14 protein-coding genes and 1 CRISPR repeat array are annotated in these 18818 nt (G+C 37.0%); of the genes, 9 read left to right on the forward strand and 5 right to left on the reverse strand.

The window, feature by feature from the left end; translation table 11 throughout:
- Nucleotides 1-138 precede the first annotated feature (138 nt).
- The 6 genes from ACY0M5_RS09085 to ACY0M5_RS09110 all read left to right on the forward strand — a co-directional run bounded on the left by ACY0M5_RS09085 (nt 139) and on the right by ACY0M5_RS09110 (nt 10627).
- A complete protein-coding gene (locus tag ACY0M5_RS09085; protein WP_461631542.1) occupies nt 139-1128 on the forward strand; it encodes an aldo/keto reductase in 990 nt (329 codons plus the stop codon).
- Between the two features lie 230 nt (nt 1129-1358).
- The gene (locus ACY0M5_RS09090; protein ID WP_461631543.1) at nt 1359-1937 is read left to right on the forward strand and encodes a type 1 glutamine amidotransferase family protein; all 579 of its coding nucleotides are present in this window, start codon (nt 1359-1361) and stop codon (nt 1935-1937) included.
- Between the two features lie 211 nt (nt 1938-2148).
- The gene (locus ACY0M5_RS09095) at nt 2149-3375 is read left to right on the forward strand and encodes a TraB/GumN family protein (RefSeq protein ID WP_461631544.1); all 1227 of its coding nucleotides are present in this window, start codon (nt 2149-2151) and stop codon (nt 3373-3375) included.
- A 621-nt stretch (nt 3376-3996) separates the two neighbouring features.
- On the forward strand, nt 3997-4722 hold the full coding sequence (csx27, locus tag ACY0M5_RS09100; RefSeq protein WP_461631545.1) for a type VI-B CRISPR accessory protein Csx27: 726 nt from the start codon (nt 3997-3999) through the stop codon (nt 4720-4722).
- Nucleotides 4723-4726: 4 nt separating this feature from the next.
- Nucleotides 4727-8233 (forward strand): type VI-B CRISPR-associated RNA-guided ribonuclease Cas13b, encoded by a 3507-nt coding sequence (cas13b, locus tag ACY0M5_RS09105; protein WP_461631546.1) that lies wholly within the window; start codon nt 4727-4729, stop codon nt 8231-8233.
- Nucleotides 8234-8334: 101 nt separating this feature from the next.
- A CRISPR array of direct repeats spans nt 8335-9159; the repeat unit is 36 nt; unit sequence GTTGTAATTGCTCTTATTTTGAAGGGTATACACAAC.
- 733 nt (nt 9160-9892) lie between these two features.
- Complete coding sequence (locus tag ACY0M5_RS09110; RefSeq protein ID WP_461631547.1) at nt 9893-10627, forward strand: DUF6261 family protein; 735 nt, start codon at nt 9893-9895, stop codon at nt 10625-10627.
- Between the two features lie 399 nt (nt 10628-11026).
- Here ACY0M5_RS09110 and murB read toward each other — a convergent pair whose 3' ends face one another.
- The 4 genes from murB to ACY0M5_RS09130 form a co-directional block, all read right to left on the reverse strand.
- Nucleotides 11027-12040, reverse strand: coding sequence for a UDP-N-acetylmuramate dehydrogenase (gene murB / locus ACY0M5_RS09115; protein ID WP_461631548.1), 1014 nt, complete (start codon nt 12038-12040; stop codon nt 11027-11029).
- A 45-nt stretch (nt 12041-12085) separates the two neighbouring features.
- Complete coding sequence (locus ACY0M5_RS09120; protein ID WP_461631549.1) at nt 12086-13111, reverse strand: threonine aldolase family protein; 1026 nt, start codon at nt 13109-13111, stop codon at nt 12086-12088.
- Between the two features lie 215 nt (nt 13112-13326).
- The gene (locus tag ACY0M5_RS09125) at nt 13327-13872 is read right to left on the reverse strand and encodes a hypothetical protein (protein ID WP_461631550.1); all 546 of its coding nucleotides are present in this window, start codon (nt 13870-13872) and stop codon (nt 13327-13329) included.
- Between the two features lie 100 nt (nt 13873-13972).
- Nucleotides 13973-14311 (reverse strand): hypothetical protein, encoded by a 339-nt coding sequence (locus ACY0M5_RS09130; RefSeq protein WP_124991871.1) that lies wholly within the window; start codon nt 14309-14311, stop codon nt 13973-13975.
- A gap of 111 nt (nt 14312-14422) precedes the next feature.
- Here ACY0M5_RS09130 and ACY0M5_RS09135 point away from each other — a divergent pair, with 111 nt between their 5' ends.
- Nucleotides 14423-15295 (forward strand): metallophosphoesterase family protein, encoded by an 873-nt coding sequence (locus tag ACY0M5_RS09135; protein ID WP_461631551.1) that lies wholly within the window; start codon nt 14423-14425, stop codon nt 15293-15295.
- A gap of 2 nt (nt 15296-15297) precedes the next feature.
- Here ACY0M5_RS09135 and ACY0M5_RS09140 read toward each other — a convergent pair whose 3' ends face one another.
- A complete protein-coding gene (locus ACY0M5_RS09140) occupies nt 15298-16176 on the reverse strand; it encodes an AraC family transcriptional regulator (RefSeq protein WP_124991873.1) in 879 nt (292 codons plus the stop codon).
- A gap of 256 nt (nt 16177-16432) precedes the next feature.
- On the opposite strand from ACY0M5_RS09140, the gene ACY0M5_RS09145 reads away from it, so the two are divergent.
- Together ACY0M5_RS09145 and ACY0M5_RS09150 are read left to right on the forward strand one after the other, a co-directional pair.
- Nucleotides 16433-17662, forward strand: a complete 1230-nt coding sequence (locus tag ACY0M5_RS09145; protein ID WP_124991874.1) for a sugar MFS transporter — start codon at nt 16433-16435, stop codon at nt 17660-17662.
- Between the two features lie 22 nt (nt 17663-17684).
- Nucleotides 17685-18635, forward strand: a complete 951-nt coding sequence (locus tag ACY0M5_RS09150) for an ROK family protein (protein ID WP_124991875.1) — start codon at nt 17685-17687, stop codon at nt 18633-18635.
- Nucleotides 18636-18818 lie beyond the last annotated feature (183 nt).

Below are 18818 nucleotides of genomic sequence, written 5' to 3' on the forward strand. Positions count from 1 at the left end.
AAATAAGCTCGGGACAGGCTATCCGATAAAAACTTAAAATTAGAATCAGATGAAACGAGCCATGAGAAGACTTTTCTCATACATGAGGATGACTAAGTTGGTAAGTTCTATCTGACAAAAATTTAAAATTATAAACAGATGAAATACAAAACATTAGGAAAAACAGAAGAACGGCTTTCTGCCATAGGATTGGGCTGTATGGGGATGTCGCATGTTTACGGCGAAAGAAATGATGAAGAAAGTATCGCCACTTTGCACAAAGCACTGGAATTGGGGATTAATTTTTGGGACACTGCCGATTTTTATGGTGGAGGAGCGAATGAAAAACTTATTTCAAAAGTACTGAAACCAAACCGGGACAAGATATTTATAGCCACTAAATTCGGGTTTAAGTATGGCGGGGAAAATTTGCTGGCCAGTAGTTTTGACGGCTCACCCAAATATATGCGCAAGGCTGTGGAATTAAGTCTGCAGCGATTGGGCATCGAAACCATCGACTTGTATTATGCCCACCGGGTTGATCCGAACGTACCGATTGAGGAAACAGTAGGAGCAATGGCAGAACTTGTAAAGGAGGGAAAAGTGCGTTATCTGGGACTTTCAGAAGCATCCATTACCAATATCAAAAAAGCAAACGCAGTACATCCCATTTCGGCATTGCAAAGTGAATACTCACTTTTAACAAGAGATGTAGAGAAGAAAGTACTGCCCGAAATTACAGAAATGGGCATCACATTTGTTCCCTATTCACCTTTGGGAAGAGGAATGTTTACCGAGAATTTTAATGTGGATACGATTGCTTCCAGCGATATCCGTTTGAACTTACCCCGCTTTCAGGGCGAACATTTAATCAACAATCAGAATCTGATGAAGGCACTGGATGAATTCGCATACGGCAAGAGCATCAATACTGCTCAACTGGCATTGGCATGGCTGATGGCAAAAGGCGATAACATCATTCCGATTCCGGGAACAAAAAAACGCAAATACCTTGATTTAAACGCCAAGGCTGCAGATATTGAGTTTACAGCAAACGAAGTGGCCGAAATTGAAGCCATTATTGCGAAATATCCCAATACCGGCGAGCGTTATACTGAAGCAGCTATGAAATTGGTAGATAAGGATTAAGCGAAAAGCGAAGCGCTGAATGAAAATTGCAGACCGGGCATCATGCCCGGTCTTTTTTTATTGTTAATTTCGCTCAACAAGGAAGGCTTGCAGGAGTTTTAGTAATGTTTTGTAGATTTGGATTCGAAATAGCAGAAGCGTTTATTGCTGTGATATGTGGATGGACAAATATACTTCGATCTTGCGTGTCAGCTAAAAGGGATTTTATATAAATTGATAAGACGAATAACATGAACAAGAAAATATTTGTATTTCTATTTGATGGATTTTCTGATTGGGAAATTTCATATCTCACTCCGGAAATAAATAAGAGTGAACAATTTGATTTGGTTTATTTCTCGAAGAACGGAAACGCAGTTACATCGATGGGAGGTTTGCAAATTAAACCAGCAAACTCTCTTTCCGAATTGAGTTTTGAGGAGTTGGATCTGTTAATTCTGCCGGGTGGTATCGCTTGGGAAAAAGGAGAAAATGAAGAGATTACAAAATTTGTAAAAAATGCATTTGAAAATGGAAAGACAATTGCAGCCATTTGTGCAGCAACAACTTATCTCGGACAATTAGGATTCTTGAATGATATTCGGCATACCAGTAATGACCTGAATTATTTAAAAGGAATTGCTCCAATGTATTGCGGAGATGCGAATTATCAGAATTCGCCGGCTGTGACTGACAGAAATATAATTACTGCGAAAGGGATTGCTCCAATTGAGTTTGCCAGAGAAATTTTTAAGAGCATCGGATTGTACAACGACGAGAATATTGAGAAATGGTTTCAATTGTTTAAAAATGGAATTTGGAGTGAGTAAATGCCAAATACTCAATAACGATGCAGAAAGCAAAAGATTGGAATATTTTAAATCCAGTTGGCTAAAGCCAAACTGCAATGGATAATTCCTTTTTACCCTTTATTTGGAACTATTCTGAGAAATGAAATAAGTCTTTTAAATAATGTTTTGTTAATTTTAAAACCGAAAAGGTAAAAATACTTTTACATTAGTCTGAACTAAATAAGCGAATATGAAACAACTAATTCTTTTTTTTTCAATCTACTTACTGACTATAAACTGCAAAGCGCAGGATAGTATTGTTGATTATTTAAATCTTGTGAAACAAGAGTTTAGCTTACAGGAGCAATTAATTCCTGACAGTGTTGTTGAAAAATATAATATAGTTTTTATTGGTGAGACACATGGTTTTAATGATAACTATAAAGTTGCTTACAAGCTGATAAAAGAATATAAAAGCAGAACTGACTTCACTTATTTATTGGCAGAAATGGACTGGGCCACATCTCAAAAGTTGAACTCTTACTTGTTAAACGAAGATACTACAAGTTTAAAGGGATTAATAGATAAAACCAAGTCGTCACCTGCGTGGTGTAAAGAGAAATATGATTTTTACAAAAAACTCATAAACCTTAACAGGCAAAGTGAAAATAAAATTTTATACGTGGGGGTAGATATTCCTGCAGGTGGCATAAGCAATACTGTATGCAGACTTATTGAAATTAAAGAGAAGTATGGCGAAGCTGATGCTAAATTGGATTCTATCGGCAACAATATAAATTCGAATCAGGAGAATATTAGGTACATTAAAAAATTGTATGAGGAATCGAAGAATAAAAGCTACGGAAGTGAAGACTTATTTGAATACAGGTATCATTTGGAAAATATATTAAATTATAGCTCAGCAATTCATACAACATCTGATATTGGTTGGGATAAAGTAAGAGATTCCTGTATTTTTGATAATTATAAGAAATTAGAATCTCAGCTTCATTTAAAGAATCAAAAAATGATTGGAGTATGGGGCTATTCACATACACTTCAAGAACCAACCGATGGAGTTCGCTGGTTTGCTGCTAATTTAAAGGATGCATTAAAAAAGAAGGTTTATACGTATCGGATTTTTTATTTTGACAGCAAATGCATGATTTCAGAGAAATGGATACCAGGTCTTTTAAAGATTACAAAGTCTAAGAAAAAACTTTATTACAATCTGAATTTACAAAATGATGATAATTGGGTTACGGGTACGAAGGAGAAGGTTAAGGAATTAAGAAATGTAACACCCAAAAATTCAATTTTTGTTTACGACCTCACTCATAATAATTCACCTTTTAAAAGCAATCCGTTTTTGATAGTTAATAGAGACTTAGACTGGAATACAACAGATTTTTTTCAAACAGCAATTGTTGTAAGAAATTCGAAACCTACAGAGCCATTCGGAATAAACAAAAAATAACTGCCATAGCCAGGCTTATAAAATCAGTCTTCTAAATAATGTTTTGGTAATGATAACAAGAAAAGATTAGGGCGGAAGGAGTAAAAATGATGCTAAAGCAAAAGATTGAAATATTTTAAATCCAGTTGGCTAAAGCCGAACTGCAATAGATGAAATTACAAAGGATTTTTTGCTAAAAGCCAAGTATCTGTTGCAATTGCCTTCAGGCAATTGATAACAAGAAATGAAGACTATTGAAGGAGTAAAATGATGCTGAAACAAAACATTTATTGCTTTGCTTTTAAGCAACTGATAACATGAAATTTAAAAACAGGCTTTAGCCACATAAAATAGATAACTTGAGTTGCTAAGAGTATCTATTCACATGGTATTCTCTACAAAAACAAAATTATCATTGACAAGCTGTTTGAACATTTGACTTGCTCCCCCAACTTTACATTCACCAATTGCTAAAACTCCTGACAGCGCCAAAGATCTGCCAGCGTTTTAGCAATTTCTTTTTTATTCGCTATTGTTTATTTTGTTAAGTAATTATTGTTTTGTAGATTCGGATTCACAATTGGTTATGCTGTAGAATAGATATTCCGCTGAAAGCCGAAGTTAAATCAAACAATAAATAGGATGGGAAAGTTTTCACTTTACGATTTGTTAGGGCTGCTGCTGCCCGGAGTACTCTTTTTGTTTTTTTGTAATGTCATAAGTAATCTTTATGGATTTGCACCTGCATTCTTAGGAGCGCTTAATTGGCAGGTAAACATTGGCATCACATTGTGTTTAGTACTTATAATTGGAGCCACGCTTTACGCTGTAAATTTCTATTTAGTACAACAGAAATGGTACAATTGGTTTTTTGGAATGTACAAACCGGTTACTGTTCTTTATTTAAAAATGGAGTTTCTTCACAAACTGATGAATGAAACTTTAAATGGGAAAGCAAAAGAATGGTACGGAAAAAACATCTTTTTTAGTAAAGCCAATTTCGATAATCTTGCAGCATATCAACAGAAAAAAATGGATGTTTTACAGGATGAGTTTTACGACCGCATGTATTACGAATTGGAGCATCATGCTAAAATAGAACACCCTAAAACCTTTCAAAGCTTTTATTTTTTCTTTCGGCAAACAGCTCTGGCCTGCATTCTGCTTCTCTTTCTGGAGGTATTTTTGTTTGCCTTGCATTTTATTACTTCTCTCCATTTAAACAAGCCGGATATATTTACCGCACTCTGCCTGGGTGGATTATTGTTCTTTATTCTTTTTGTTTCGGCACAGCTTGCCCAATGGTATCGCAAACGAATGGTCATGAAAATGTATTGGGCTTATTTTACTCACCTAAAACAAAATTAACACCATGGAAACAATCGCAGAAAAGCATAAAGGCTTAAATGTGTACAAAACAGTGAAAAACGATCCGCAGTATTTTGGCGGCTATCTGAATATGGCACGGCACAATGTTTTTTTACTGATCAATCATCTTACAGAAGCATTTAGCAATCTTAAAAATATTGATGATGAACAATTCAGTTTGTTAAACGATGATGAAGAGATTACTTCCTCTAAACATCTTCTTTCGCAAATATTTAATCCGGAAGTAAAGAAATTCGAACAGGATAGAATAAAAGTATACAGTTATTTGATTAAAAGACATCATTTACCATTTCTTAAAATATTCGATTTAGAATCTGTAAATATTGCAGGTAAGGAAAGTAGTGGTGTCGATTTTGGAAGATTGCACAACTTTATTCTTGCATCATTCAAAATGATAAACGATTTAAGAAATTCATATTCTCATTTTTTAGCAATAGATGATAAGGGAAATAAAATTACGAAAAGGAGCAATATTGTAGATTCATTAATAATTGAGGATATAAAATTGCTGTTTAATAATGCTCCTGAATATTCGTTTTTAAGAAATAAAGAAACGCAAACCGAAGAGGATTATAAGCACTTGGATAAATATGAAATTTTGGTGCCCGATACTTGCTTATTTACAGATCAAGGTTTGTATTTTTTCATTAATCTGTTTCTTGAAAGAAACCATGCCACAAAGTTTCTGAAAAAATTCAGCGGTTTTAAAAATGAAACTACACCACCATTTCGAGCTACAATACAAGCATTTACCTCTTACGCTTTAAAGGTGCCCGATGTACGTTTGGGGAATGAGAATCCCCAATTTTCGTTGCTGATGGATATGCTGTCTGAGCTTAATAGATGTCCGAAAGAACTATTTAATCATATAACCGAAGATGCTAGGAAAGAGTTTGAACCACCACTGAATGAGGAAGGAAAACACAATGTGGCTTTAAACAGCACGAATTATGAAGATGTAACTGATGAGGAAATTGATGGTATTATAAAAGACCTTACTGCTAAAAAACGTTATAATGATAGATTCCCCTATTTTGCTCTTCGCTTTTTAGATGAAACCAATGCCTTGCCCAATATTCGTTTTCAAATTACATTAGGCAAATTAATTGTGAAACGTTACGATAAAGAAATAGCTGGTGTTGTTGGAGACAGAAGGGTAATTAAAACCATTAATGCATTTGGTAGGCTATCCGATTTTTTGGACAATGAAATAAATGTATTGGCGGAATTAAAGCAGAACTTTGCCGATGCCGATGATATTCACTTTGAGCAATTCTCACCTCACTATAATACCAACAACAATAAAATAGCATTTTGTATTTTCAATCCGAATGATGATAAAATAAAGTATCCTTCTGTTTTCGAAAATAAAGAAACTAACACAGATGCACAGAACAATCCGGATGGCTTTATTAGTGTACACGATTTGCCGAAACTACTCTTATTATCCCATTTGGCTCCGAGAGAACCGGAGAAATCAATAATTGATTTTCTGCATAATGCAAATGCTCAACTATTCGATAAATCAGAATTAGATAAAATCCGAAAGCTTGCGGACTACAGCCCCGAATTTTTCACAAAAAGAATTAATAAAGAGAACGATTTAATAAGTGCAAAAGGAGTTCAATATCTATCGAAAGAAAAAGAATATCAACTTTTAAAGGATTTGAGGTTATCAAAAAAAGAATTGGTGAGCTTGGATAAAAGATCACTCGAAAAACGAATAAGAAACAAAACAAAGATTGAGTATGCTTCCCAAATCAAATATCAATACTATCTGCAGCAGCGAATTGAGGAACTTAAAAAACACCTACCCAAAGAATTGAAATTCGATATGCTGCCTGCAAAGGTTCATGATTATCTGATGAACATTGAAGAGCTGGATAGTAAGAAAAGAATTCACAATAAAGTTAAGGCAATTAGAGATGAAGCGAAGGAGTTAAAAAAGAAGATTGAAAGTGAAATTGAGAAACAAAAAAATGAACAGCATATTAAATTAGGAGAGCTGGCCACCTTTGTTGCCCGCGATATTATTAAAATGGTAGTTTGCAAAGAGGTGAAAGACAAAATTACGACACCTTACTACAACAAGCTGCAAACTAAAATAGCCTACTTTAGTTTGAACAAAAACGAGCTGATTGCTGTTTGCGAAGAGTTACATCTTTTTGATTATAAAAAAGGGCATGTGTTTTTAAGCAAGAGGCTTATCACAAGCTCAACAGGCATTATCGATTTTACGCTAAAATATTTAACGGTAAAAGATCGCTGGATTGAGAATAATCTGTTGGAAAAAGGAAAAAAGGGTGGGTATAGATTACCCAATGGTAAAACAATTCCCTTAAGTTTTGAGAAAATAGTTAAAGACGTAAACTCTTTTGATTTTAATAGCTGGTTAAAATCAAAATCGCAAATGCCTGTCGATTTACCAAACTCAATTTTCGATGCACAGCTTGAGAAAATACTAAAAGGCAGATTATCGGCTAAAGGTACATTGTTTAATGAGGGCGATAAATTCTCTGTTCTATTATCTAAATATTTGGGTGATGACACACAGCCTTTTTATAAATACACCCGTAGTTATAATATTAATAAAAAGCCTGTCGAATTCAATTTACAAGGCAAATCAGGTAGGGAATTAAAGTCTGAATACGGAATACCTGTAGAAAAAAATGAAAAACTGATTCGTTTTATTCAGGCAAAAGACAGAATACTAAAATTGCTTTGCGATAAATTGCTTTCCCTGGATAAAACAGTTGGCTTGCAGGATGGATTCAGCTTATCCGAAATTCATCCGAATGCAGAGCGTAACCCTCTTGAACGACCTGCTGCATTTCAGCAACGAATTACAAGTAAAGGGAATGAAGTTTATTGTAATATCATTGCAAAAGATTCCGAGAATCAAATAAAGATGGTGGAAGGCCTTGATAAATTGCAAACGCCGGAAGAACGGGAAGGTTATCAGTGGACTTTTAAAGATTTCGGACGTTTTAAACGATTTATTAAGGATAGAAGAATACCCGACCTATCGCTTTATTTTCAGAACAAAGACATTCCTTTTGATTTGCTGGAATATCAAATAAGGGAGTACAATAAGTATCGGGAAGCAATATTCGAGACTTCATTTGAGTTGGAAAAGTACATTGCTCAATTTGATTTTGAGGGATTAAAACAGATTGAATTTAAGGAAGGGCACAGACCCAAAGGTTTTAATGAAGTACAATTTGAGATTTATTTGGAATGGCTGAATAATAAAAAGATTCAGTTTAATAAAGACCTGCTGACAGAATGCAGGAATAAATTTTCGCATTCAGAATTTCCGCAAATAAAAGGAATAGCTAAAATATCGAAACAACAAATGGATGATTTTGAAAGCAGCAAACACATTAAAGATTATAAAAACAGCTCAGAGCTTTCTATTCCAGCTGAAATAAGTAAACTTTATGCTGTCGAAATTAAGAGGATCATAGAAGAGATTGGTAATTTACAATGAAAAAATTGACGCCATACTAGCTATATAGTAGAAAATACTTCCGTTTTTTGTGGGCCAAAAAACGGTTTATCCTTTGCAAATAAGGCATTTATAAAACCTAGGTTGTAATTGCTCTTATTTTGAAGGGTATACACAACACCTGATACCATCTGAGCTAATTCTTTTACGTTGTAATTGCTCTTATTTTGAAGGGTATACACAACTTGCATTGTCCTATCATCTTCTTGACAGTTGTTGTAATTGCTCTTATTTTGAAGGGTATACACAACTGCTTCGCTAATTGTTGTTAATTTGTCATTGTTGTAATTGCTCTTATTTTGAAGGGTATACACAACCAACTGCCATAAAGGCAAGCATCATAAAACGTTGTAATTGCTCTTATTTTGAAGGGTATACACAACGCGTACTGTCACCGAAAACATATTTTAAATGTTGTAATTGCTCTTATTTTGAAGGGTATACACAACTCATATTTAGCATCAGGTTCAGAAATTCCAGTTGTAATTGCTCTTATTTTGAAGGGTATATACAACGCGTCGTCAGTGGCGTATAATCCCGTGATTGTTGTAATTGCTCTTATTTTGAAGGGTATACACAACTAAACAATCTATATAGCACATATAGTCGCCGTTGTAATTGCTCTTATTTTGAAGGGTATACACAACTGAGCAGCGTGACATGATTTATGAAGATTTGTTGTAATTGCTCTTATTTTGAAGGGCACACACAACACCGTATCTTAGTCGTCAATAACAAGCAGGTTGTAATTATTCTTATTTGGAAGGGTACACACAACAACTATTTGTGTCATCTTAAAGAAGTAATGTTGTAAATGCTCCTATTTTGAAGGGTATACACAACATGGATACATATTGTGTGTTTCTTTATATGTTGTAATTGCTCTTATTTTGAAGGGTATACACAACATCCATTGCCCCGTGCTTTAGCCCGGGGATTGTAAATATTTTATTTGGAAGGGGACACACAACAACTATTGAATGTTAGGAAATTCATGCAGCAGCTATTTTGAAAAGGCCAGGCCCTCAGCCCGGCCTTTTTTCTTGTCCAAACAAAAAGTTGTTGTATTTCTCAGGGAAATAAGCTGTCCAAACAAAAAGTTGCCACATTTCTCAGGGAAATAAGCCCACCAGACAAAAAGTTGTCGTATTTCTCAGGGAAATAAGCCCACCAAGCAAAAAGTTGCCGTATTTCTCTGGGAAATAAGCTGTCCAAACAAAAAGTTGCCACATTTCTCAGGGAAATAAGCTGACCAAGCAAAAAGTTGTCGTATTTCTTAGGGAAATAAGCCCACCAAACAAAAAGTTGCCGCATTTCTCAGGGAAATGAGTCGTCCAATTAAATGGATTGTATACTGTGATTTTAAATAGAGCAGATTGGATGGTTAAATACCTGTATTGTGTTTTTAGACAAGAGGAGTCAACCGATAGTAAGTTTTATTTAATTTGTTATGTGTATAAATAATTTTCGGTTTGCTTTGTTCTGCTTGATTTTACTGGTGTTTGCATTCGATATTAGGTTTTTCTTTTGTTAGTGGGTGTTTTGAAAAACTGTTAGTATCCATAATAAATTAATTATTTGTTTGTTTTATCGAATGATTGTTGATAATTTAAGGCTTCGAAAAAATAAAACAAAATAGTTATGAAAGCAATAAACGTAAAGTTGAACACAGGTGAAACTGTAGAAGCCTGTCAAGGCATAATAGAATTAAGTAAAAAATACCCCATAACAGAAGATGCATACTACAGCATCACACTCGAAAAATTAACCGGGATGTCGAACGAGTTAATTGGGAAGGTTAATGCGGGTTGGTTGAATAGTGAATTAAAGGATAAGGATGAGGCACGTGATTTGGATTTGCGCGCCATTTTTTATGAAGTAAAAGCCAAATGCATGCGCCGCCCAAGTGCTGCTCAGGAAAAGGCTTTGCATATAAATGAAATTTTGGATCGTTACGGGATAAAAATCGCCGAAGAATCGTACAGCATAGAAAGTGTTGGGGTGCGGGCCATGTTGAGCGATTTAAATGCGCCCGAATTGGAGGAACATGTTCGGGCAATACCTGATTTAAAACAATTGATGGATAATTTGGAGCAATCGCAGGCCGGTTTTGATGTTTCGGCATCCAAATTAATCGAAGACAAAAACGAACGGGAAAATACCAAATCGGCATCGGTTGTTGCCCAGGAACTGAAGAGCATTATTAACAATGAGTTGTTGGGTTATTTAGGTGCAATGGCGAAGGCAAATCCTGCAAAATACAAGCCTTTTGCCGATGTGGTAAATACATTAATTGAATCCGGAAATAACAAGCTGCGCGACCGTATGGTTGCTTTAAAGCGCAAAAAGGAAAAAGTAGATTTAAAATTGAACTAGAGAGAATTACTTGCAACTACATACAAACTGAAGCAAACCCCTTTGAACAATTGTCCGAAGGGGTTTTTTTAATGTGTTTTTAATTGGCATCTTTTTTAAAGGGCTTTCGCTTTAGTTCAAATCTTTAGTAAGACCGGGAAGCTGAGAACTTGTTCGAAGATCGCCCGGCCACACTTAGATTTGAGTTAAATAAGGAAGTTTTTTAAAAAGCAGCCTTGAATTTCTTTGCTTCGTTTCTTGTTTCAAGACAAGAAATGATGTCGGGTTTGGGCGGAAAGCCCAATTACTAAAATCAATTAGGACAAGACTGATACAATATTATATTGTTTCTCTTATTTATTGAGTTGCGGCGATCGAAAAAAAAATGCGGTATTACTTTTCATCATCACATTGGGCTGATTATACCGCATTTACTTCCATTTCCAGTTTCACACCAAATTTGTAGAGCACCGATTTTCTGATTTCGTTGGCCAATTCGAGTATTTCAGATCCTTTTGCATGTCCAAGATTCACAATCACCAGCGCCTGATCTTTGTGAACACCGGCATCGCCGATTCGTTTGCCTTTCCAGCCGCATTGTTCAATCAGCCAGCCGGCGGCCAGTTTGCTTTGTGTTTCGTTTAGCTCATAAACAGGCATGCCTTCGTGCTTTGCTTTTAGCGCATCGGCTTCAGCTTTGGCAACCACCGGATTTTTGAAAAAACTGCCTGCATTGCCCAGTACTTTTGGGTCGGGCAGTTTGCTTTCGCGGATTTTGATGATTACCTCGCGGATATTTTTCAGATTCACTTCATCGTAAGCTTCCAGTTCCCGGGCAATGGCGCCGTAATGAACTTTAAATTCGGCCTGTTTGCTGAATCGGAAGTTAACGTGGGTAATGATGAATTGATTTTTGTATTCGTTTTTAAAAACGCTGTACCGATAGTCGAATTCGCAGTGCGCATTGCTGAAAGTTACTTTTTTGTTGCTCTCAATGGATATGGCTTCCACGCTTTCAATCACGTCTTTTACCTCAACACCATAGGCTCCTATATTTTGAATAGGAGCTGCACCAACCACACCCGGAATCAGGGACAGATTTTCGATACCCGATAAATGATTTTCAACACTCCAGGCTACAAATTCATCCCAATCTTCGTTGGCACCCACCTGCACCAAAACCGAATCGTCATCTTCTTCACTAATTTTTATTCCCTTCACCTTTGGATGAATCACCAGGCCGTTAAAGTCTTCGGTAAACAGAAGGTTGCTGCCGCCGCCCAGCAGTAAATACTGAATGTTAAGAATATCATTTTTGCTTAAAAAGTCTTGAATTTCTTCGACAGTATCAAATTCGAAAAAATATCTGGCATTGGCTTCTATGCCAAATGTGTTGTAATCTTTTAAGGAAACGTTTTTACGAAGAGAGGCCATGTTATCAGTTTTCAGTGAGCAGTAATCAGTTATTGGTGAATGGAATTAAAGAGTCTGTTTAAGAAGTTTTACAAAACCAAGAATATCATCTTCGGTGGTGTCGAAAGAGCACAGCCAGCGCACTTCGCCTGCCTGTTCATCCCAAACCCAAAAAAAGTATTCTTTCTGAAGTTGTTCAATTTTATCTTTAGGGACAAGTGCCCAAATGCCGTTGGCCTGAACCTTTTGGGTAATTTTTATCTGATCTATCTTCCGAACTTCCTGTTCGAGCAGTTTGGCCATTTTGTTGGCATGACGGGCTGTTTTCAGCCACAATCCGTTGGTGAGCATGGCATCGAACTGTGCACCGATGTATCTCATTTTAGAACAAAGCTGCATGCTTTGTTTGCGAACGTATTTGGCTTCTTTCGATAGTTCCGGATTAAAAAAGATGACTGCTTCGCCCAGCATCATGCCGTTTTTGGTACCGCCAAAACTGAGTACATCAACACCGGCAAGGGTGGTAAATTCTTTTACATCAACATCCAGACTTACAACAGCGTTTGCCAGTCGTGCACCGTCCATATGAACGTACATGTTGTTGGCATGCGCCAAATCGCAGATGGCTTTCACTTCTTCGGGCGTATAAACGGTTCCCAGTTCGGTACATTGAGTAATCGAAATCATTTTTGGCTGGGAGTGATGCTCAAAACCAAATCCGTGCAAATGCGGGAGAATTAATTCGGGCGATATTTTGCCGTCGGGTGTTTCAATAGGAATAACTTTACATCCTGTAAATTTATCCGGGGCACCGCACTCGTCAACCTGAATGTGAGCCGTTGCCGGACAAATAATGGAATGATAGGATTGGGTTAATGTTGAAAGACTAATAACATTGGCTCCGGTTCCGTTGAAGGCAAAGTATACATCAATATTGTTTCCAAACAGGGTTTTGAACTTTTCAATTGCGGCAGCTGTGTACGGATCTCCGCCGTAAGCCATTACATGACCTTGGTTCGAATTCTGAATAGCCTCCATTACCTCTGGCAATATTCCTGAAAAATTATCGCTTGCAAATCCTCTTTTATTCATTTTCTATGCTTTTTTATCGAAGCATTAAAAGTAAACTTTATTCATTAAATATTTCGATAAAAAGTTTGAAAATGCTGTGCTGCCATTTAAAATATGAATGTTTTGTTTCTGCTTAATTCTCTGAGCGATTTTCCCGATGGGTGTTTCGGCAGAAAGAAAATGGGAACAAGCGTCTTGTAAATCAGTCTGATATCTCTTATCTAAAATCTGATAATCTATTGCAAAAGAATTTTTATTTTTTGAAGTAAAACAGATAGCTCTTCGGGTTTGGCTTCACCTTTGGTAAGGAACTGAATTCTACCTTCTTTATCCAAAAGGAAAAGGTAACACAGCTTTTTGTCCTGAACATCGAAGTAGTCGTAATAGCTGTCCAAAGGGCCATAATAAGTCATTACATTTTTGTGCATTGGTTTAGCAATGCCGCCGCGCATTCCATTGTCGATATAGTGCGACAGCCAAGAGTAAAAGTTACTGATCATGGGCACTTCAATAAAACGAAAATCGTTGCGGATGCTGAATTCTTTCATGAGTGGTTTGGTCCAGGTGTCAACTTGGGCTTGAGTACCTCTTTTAAATGCAATGATTAAAACGCTCACTTTTCCTTTGCAATGATCGGGAAGAGTGACCATTTTAGAGGACAACAATTCCCCTTTTATTTCGGGGAAAAGATCTCCTGATTTTAATTTATCTGGATTTTGTGCTGCTGTTTGCTGGATGATGATAATGCTAAGAAATACTGCAGTTATAATTGATCTGATCATTATGCCGTTTTAAAATCAAAATATGTAGAATGCCGATCGAACAAACAGGAAGCAATGTTGAGCATGGCGAAATGCAGCCCGCTGATTTATTCAATCGGTATTATTTATTTTCTTTATAATATTTGAGTAGAAAAGCATATGTATTCTTAGTGGTTTTCTCTCTTTCTATTAGCGTAGGTTCTTTTAACTGGGCTTTAATTAGTTTGTAAAGTTCAGCAACCAGCTCGTATTCTTTTGTATTTTTCATGAAGGTTTCCGATTGTCCGATGTAATTTCCCGGACTGCGTTCAACCAAAGGAGCCAGATTGATCCATTTATTGGTTAAGGTTAACGTGAGTTTTGCTTTCAGTCCAAGATCGGCATTTCCCAAAACGAGATCGCCGTCGTTATTTATCGACCAAAAATATTTTTCGGGGTTTTTCAGTAATTTTTCAAGCATATCTAAAAAATTTTAATTTTACCTGAATGTAATTGTAAGTTTGCAAATATAATTTATAACAATTTTAGAACTTTTGCAGATTAAAGCTTTGAATTATAAAGATAAGTAAAAATGATTTGTGATATTCAGTACGGGCGATTAATGATTGTGTCTGATTTGCATGGAAATGGATTTGATTTTCGGCAGATTTTGAACGTGTATGGAAAATTAAAAAGCGAAGGGAAAGCGGATCATCTGGTTTTTCTGGGCGATTTAATTCATGCTTATCCCGGAAAGCAAAAAGATGAATCTCTGGAAATGATTCAGGAGCTCATTAAAATGGGCGCAAACCAAAAGGGAAGCGATGTGATTTGTTTGTTGGGCAATCATGAGTTGGTTCACATCTATCATATTCCTCTGCATCGGGGCAATCTCGAGTTTACCTCCTGGTTCGAGAACCGGATTCGGAAGAACAGGGAAGAGGTGGTACGCTTTTTTATGGATATGCCCTTACTGCTGAGAACCAAAGGAGGTGTTTTGGTGAACCATACCGGTAGTTCCGATCGCTATGCGCGTACCAAAGAGTTTGATTTGAATTGGTTCAGGCAGTATTCTCACAAAGGAGAATTTACTGCACATATTGAAAGTATTCACACCTATAATCCGCAGATTAGCTCCCATTTTATGAATACTGCCGAAGGGGATTATTTGTGGGATGTATTAATGAATGGGAACGAACGGCAGTATGGAGATGAATATTTGAAAATGATTGATGATTTGCTGCAGTTTGCAAGTGCGGATCGCCAAAATTCACCAATGAGAACACTGGTCAGCGGTCACATTGGTGTTGATTACGGAGCAGAAGCCATCGGAGCCCGTAAACTGCGCTTGTGCAGCAGTGCCGGCTGCTTACGCGATTTGGAAAAGAAATACCTGCTCATCGATGCCGAAAAAACATACGCCAATTCAATGGAATTGCTTGAATATTGCCGCGATCTCTTCTGATTTTAAGATTGGAACGATTCCAGACCTTTTCCTCTTAGCTGAAGAGGTGATTTTCCGGTAGCCGATTTAAAAGTCTTGTTGAAGTAGGAGGGACAGTTGAAGCCGCATTCGTAGGCAATCTGAGCCACCGTTAACCTTCCTTCAGCAAGAAGCTTTTTTGCATAGTTGATTCGCATTTCATTCACGAATTCAGAAAAGGTTTTATTTGTTTTGCTTTTAAAGAAGCGGCAAAATGCAGTTTTACTCATGTTGGCAATTTTAGCTGCTTTGTCCAATTCTATTTTTTGCTGAAAGTTTTTACTTACGTATTCGTAAATCTGATACAGTTTTTGATTGTTTCTGTGCTGGAACGTTTCCACAAAATTATCCGAAGCCAGATACTCCAGATCATCCGATAGAGCCAAAACCTGCAATATCTGCAGCAGTACAAGAATCCGCTGGGCGAATTCCGATGAATGAAGTGTTTTTAAATGCTGAATGATCTTGTATTTTGAACTGCCTTCAATCCGCACTCCCTGAAACGATTTGGTCAGGAACTTCTTAATTCGATACATTTCAGGTAATAGAAAGAACTCTTTGCCAAAACTATCCTCTTTAAAATGAACGACCCAGGCAATGGCCCGCAAATCATTTTCTTTTCGGTAGTAAGACTCATCGTTCTTCATTACATGAGGAGTGTTGGGCCCAATAAATATCAAATCACCATCTTTAAAATTGTCAATACAGTCGCCAACCACCAAAGTACCTCTGCTTTTTTCAATGTAGATCAATTCAAATTCGGGATGATGATGCCACGGAACTTCAATGTGCGGTAAAACATCAATCTTAGACCGGAACGAATGCTCATTTTTTATCGGTATCTCTTCAAGTAGTAGCGACATAGTTGTATTATTTTAACTGCTCTGTTTAATATTTACTCAATAAAAGCTAATATATTACCGGCTGTTTTTTGTGTTAAATTCAAATTACAAATTAATATCATTAAAAGCAGTACTTGTGCATTATTGCCTTTTGCTATCGTTTGTTATTAATAAAGTGTGAATATAGTGCAATAAAATGATAAAATAGTAAAATTAATTCATAAGAAATTGATTGAGATTTGTAAACAGAAATACAAACGATTGAAAAAATATACTTATGGTCTCAATTAGTACGAATAGTAAGAGTAATTCCGGCACACAGGCGCAGGGAATGAATTACAAAGGAGCTCTGGCCCTGCTGACTTCTCTGTTTTTTATGTGGGGATTTTTAACCTGCATGAATGATATTTTAATTCCTCATTTAAAAGGATTGTTCGATTTATCAATTACGCAGGCAATGTTGGTACAGTTTACCTTTTTTGGTGCCTACTTTTTAATGTCTTTGCCGGCTGGTTGGATTATCGGAAAGATTGGTTATAAGATGGGAATTGTAACAGGATTGGGTGTTGCGGCTATGGGTGCTGCCTTGTTTTTTCCTGCAGCGGCATTCTTGTCTTACGGATTTTTTCTTTTTGCCTTGTTCGTGTTGGCGGTAGGTATAGTTGTTCTTCAGGTGGCAGCAAATCCTTTTGTTGCAGAATTAGGCACACCCGAAACGGCTTCAAGCCGCTTGAATCTTACTCAAGGATTTAATAGTTTGGGAACCACTGTAGCTCCAATTTTTGGTGCTTATTTAATATTGGATAACACAAGTATTGATAGTGCAGGCAAGGCTGAAGCGGTTCAAATGCCATATCTTGGTCTGGCAATTGCGCTGGCTGTAATTGCTGTGATTTTTGCTTTGGTGAAGTTGCCTAAAATACAGGAGGTTGAGGAAGAAAAAGCAGAAGGTTCGGTATGGAAATTCAGACATTTAATTTTGGGTGCAGTTGCCATTTTTACTTATGTGGGTGCAGAGGTTTCTATAGGAAGTGCTTTGGTAATGTATTTTGGAGACGAAGGATTGCACCTGTTTGGTGAAGCAGAAGCGGCCAGCTATGTTTCGGTATTTTGGGGTGGAGCGATGATCGGCCGGTTTATAGGATCAGCAATCATGCAAAAGGTATCAGCCTCAAAAGTGTTGGCTTTCAATTCCGTTATGGTTGTAGCATTAGTTGTTGTAAGTATGCTTACCAATGGATACGTTGCCATGTGGAGTCTTGTTTTGGTAGGATTGTTTAACTCAATCATGTTCCCGACTATTTTTACTCTTGCAATTGATGGTTTGGGCAGATACACCAGTCAGGGTTCAGGTGTTTTGTGTCTGGCGATAGTTGGAGGGGCAATAATCCCAATGATAATGGGAGTGTTAGCTGATAATTTCGGATTGCGAAATGCATTTGCTTTAACCATTATCTGTTACGGATACATTTTATTCTATGCCTTAAGAGGACACAAACACAATTAATTAATAATTTTATTTTGTTGGGATGAAGGAAGTTGCTTTAGGTATTGATATAGGTGGAACCAATACAGTTTTTGGCTGTATTGATTCGGAAGGGAATTGCTTGGTGACAGGAAGTTTGCCAACTCAAAAGCACGAGGCTATTGAGGATTATTTAGATGAATTGTTTGTTGAGGTTGAATCTGCTATGAATGGATCAGCTGATAAGATGCAGATAATTGGAGTTGGTATTGGTGCTCCAAATGCCAGTTTTTATTCGGGAACTATTGAAAATGCAGCTAATTTGCGGTGGAAGGGGAGTATCCCTTTAGCAGATTTAGTGAAAAAGAGAATAGATGTTCCGGTTATTATTACCAACGATGCCAATGCTGCTGCCATGGGCGAAAAGGTTTTTGGTGCTGCAAAAGGAATGAATAATTTCATTGTGATTACTTTGGGAACCGGATTGGGAAGTGGAATTGTAGTGAACGGCGATTTGTTATATGGTCACGATGGTTTTGCTGGTGAGGTTGGACATATGATTGTCCGCGCGAGTGGACGGGAGTGTGGCTGCGGACGTAAGGGGTGTTTAGAGACTTATGTTTCTGCAACAGGAGTGAAAAGAACTGTTTATAAGTTGTTGGCGCGCCACATGGGCGATAGTGAGCTAAGAGATGTTCCGTTTAGCAGGCTGACAGCAAAAATGGTTGCTGAAGCGGCCGGCAGAGGCGATTTAGTTGCAAAAGAAACATTTACATATACTGCAAGAATGCTGGGAGAGGTTCTTGCTAATGTTGTGGCTGTAACCAGTCCGCAGGCAATCTTTCTATTTGGAGGATTGACAAAGGCAGGAGATATTCTCTTTAATCCGGTTGCAGAAACACTCGAAAAACAACTTCTTTCCATTTACAAAGGGAAAATTAAAATATTAGCTTCAGGAATTGAGGATGACGCAGCGGTTTTAGGTGCAGCATCTTTAATCTGGAACAAAAGATAACCGATAGCTTTCAGACTTAGTTTGAAAGTTAACCCCTCGTGCCTGCATTTATGCAGGCACTTTTTGTTTGTAGAAATTGTTTCTACAAACTGTGGGAAAGATTCCACACATTTACAAACTGAAAATTGAAAAATTAGAATTGCCGGCCAGAGTGTATTGTATTGGTAATGAGTGATTAATTTG

Origin of the sequence: Labilibaculum euxinicum, from assembly GCF_963678175.1 — a bacterium.
GTDB lineage: Bacteria > Bacteroidota > Bacteroidia > Bacteroidales > Marinifilaceae > Labilibaculum > Labilibaculum euxinus.

Excerpts from the sequence above, each read along its gene's own strand:
- ACY0M5_RS09085 (WP_461631542.1), top strand. The coding sequence starts at position 139 with ATGAAATACAAAACATTAGGAAAAACAGAAGAACGGCTTTCTGCCATA.
- murB (WP_461631548.1), bottom strand. The coding sequence starts at position 12,040 with ATGGCCTCTCTTCGTAAAAACGTTTCCTTAAAAGATTACAACACATTT.
- ACY0M5_RS09125 (WP_461631550.1), bottom strand. The coding sequence starts at position 13,872 with ATGATCAGATCAATTATAACTGCAGTATTTCTTAGCATTATCATCATC.
- ACY0M5_RS09130 (WP_124991871.1), bottom strand. The coding sequence starts at position 14,311 with ATGCTTGAAAAATTACTGAAAAACCCCGAAAAATATTTTTGGTCGATA.
- ACY0M5_RS09090 (WP_461631543.1), top strand. The coding sequence starts at position 1,359 with ATGAACAAGAAAATATTTGTATTTCTATTTGATGGATTTTCTGATTGG.
- ACY0M5_RS09135 (WP_461631551.1), top strand. The coding sequence starts at position 14,423 with ATGATTTGTGATATTCAGTACGGGCGATTAATGATTGTGTCTGATTTG.
- ACY0M5_RS09140 (WP_124991873.1), bottom strand. The coding sequence starts at position 16,176 with ATGTCGCTACTACTTGAAGAGATACCGATAAAAAATGAGCATTCGTTC.
- ACY0M5_RS09150 (WP_124991875.1), top strand. The coding sequence starts at position 17,685 with ATGAAGGAAGTTGCTTTAGGTATTGATATAGGTGGAACCAATACAGTT.
- ACY0M5_RS09120 (WP_461631549.1), bottom strand. The coding sequence starts at position 13,111 with ATGAATAAAAGAGGATTTGCAAGCGATAATTTTTCAGGAATATTGCCA.
- cas13b (WP_461631546.1), top strand. The coding sequence starts at position 4,727 with ATGGAAACAATCGCAGAAAAGCATAAAGGCTTAAATGTGTACAAAACA.
- ACY0M5_RS09095 (WP_461631544.1), top strand. The coding sequence starts at position 2,149 with ATGAAACAACTAATTCTTTTTTTTTCAATCTACTTACTGACTATAAAC.
- ACY0M5_RS09145 (WP_124991874.1), top strand. The coding sequence starts at position 16,433 with ATGGTCTCAATTAGTACGAATAGTAAGAGTAATTCCGGCACACAGGCG.
- csx27 (WP_461631545.1), top strand. The coding sequence starts at position 3,997 with ATGGGAAAGTTTTCACTTTACGATTTGTTAGGGCTGCTGCTGCCCGGA.
- ACY0M5_RS09110 (WP_461631547.1), top strand. The coding sequence starts at position 9,893 with ATGAAAGCAATAAACGTAAAGTTGAACACAGGTGAAACTGTAGAAGCC.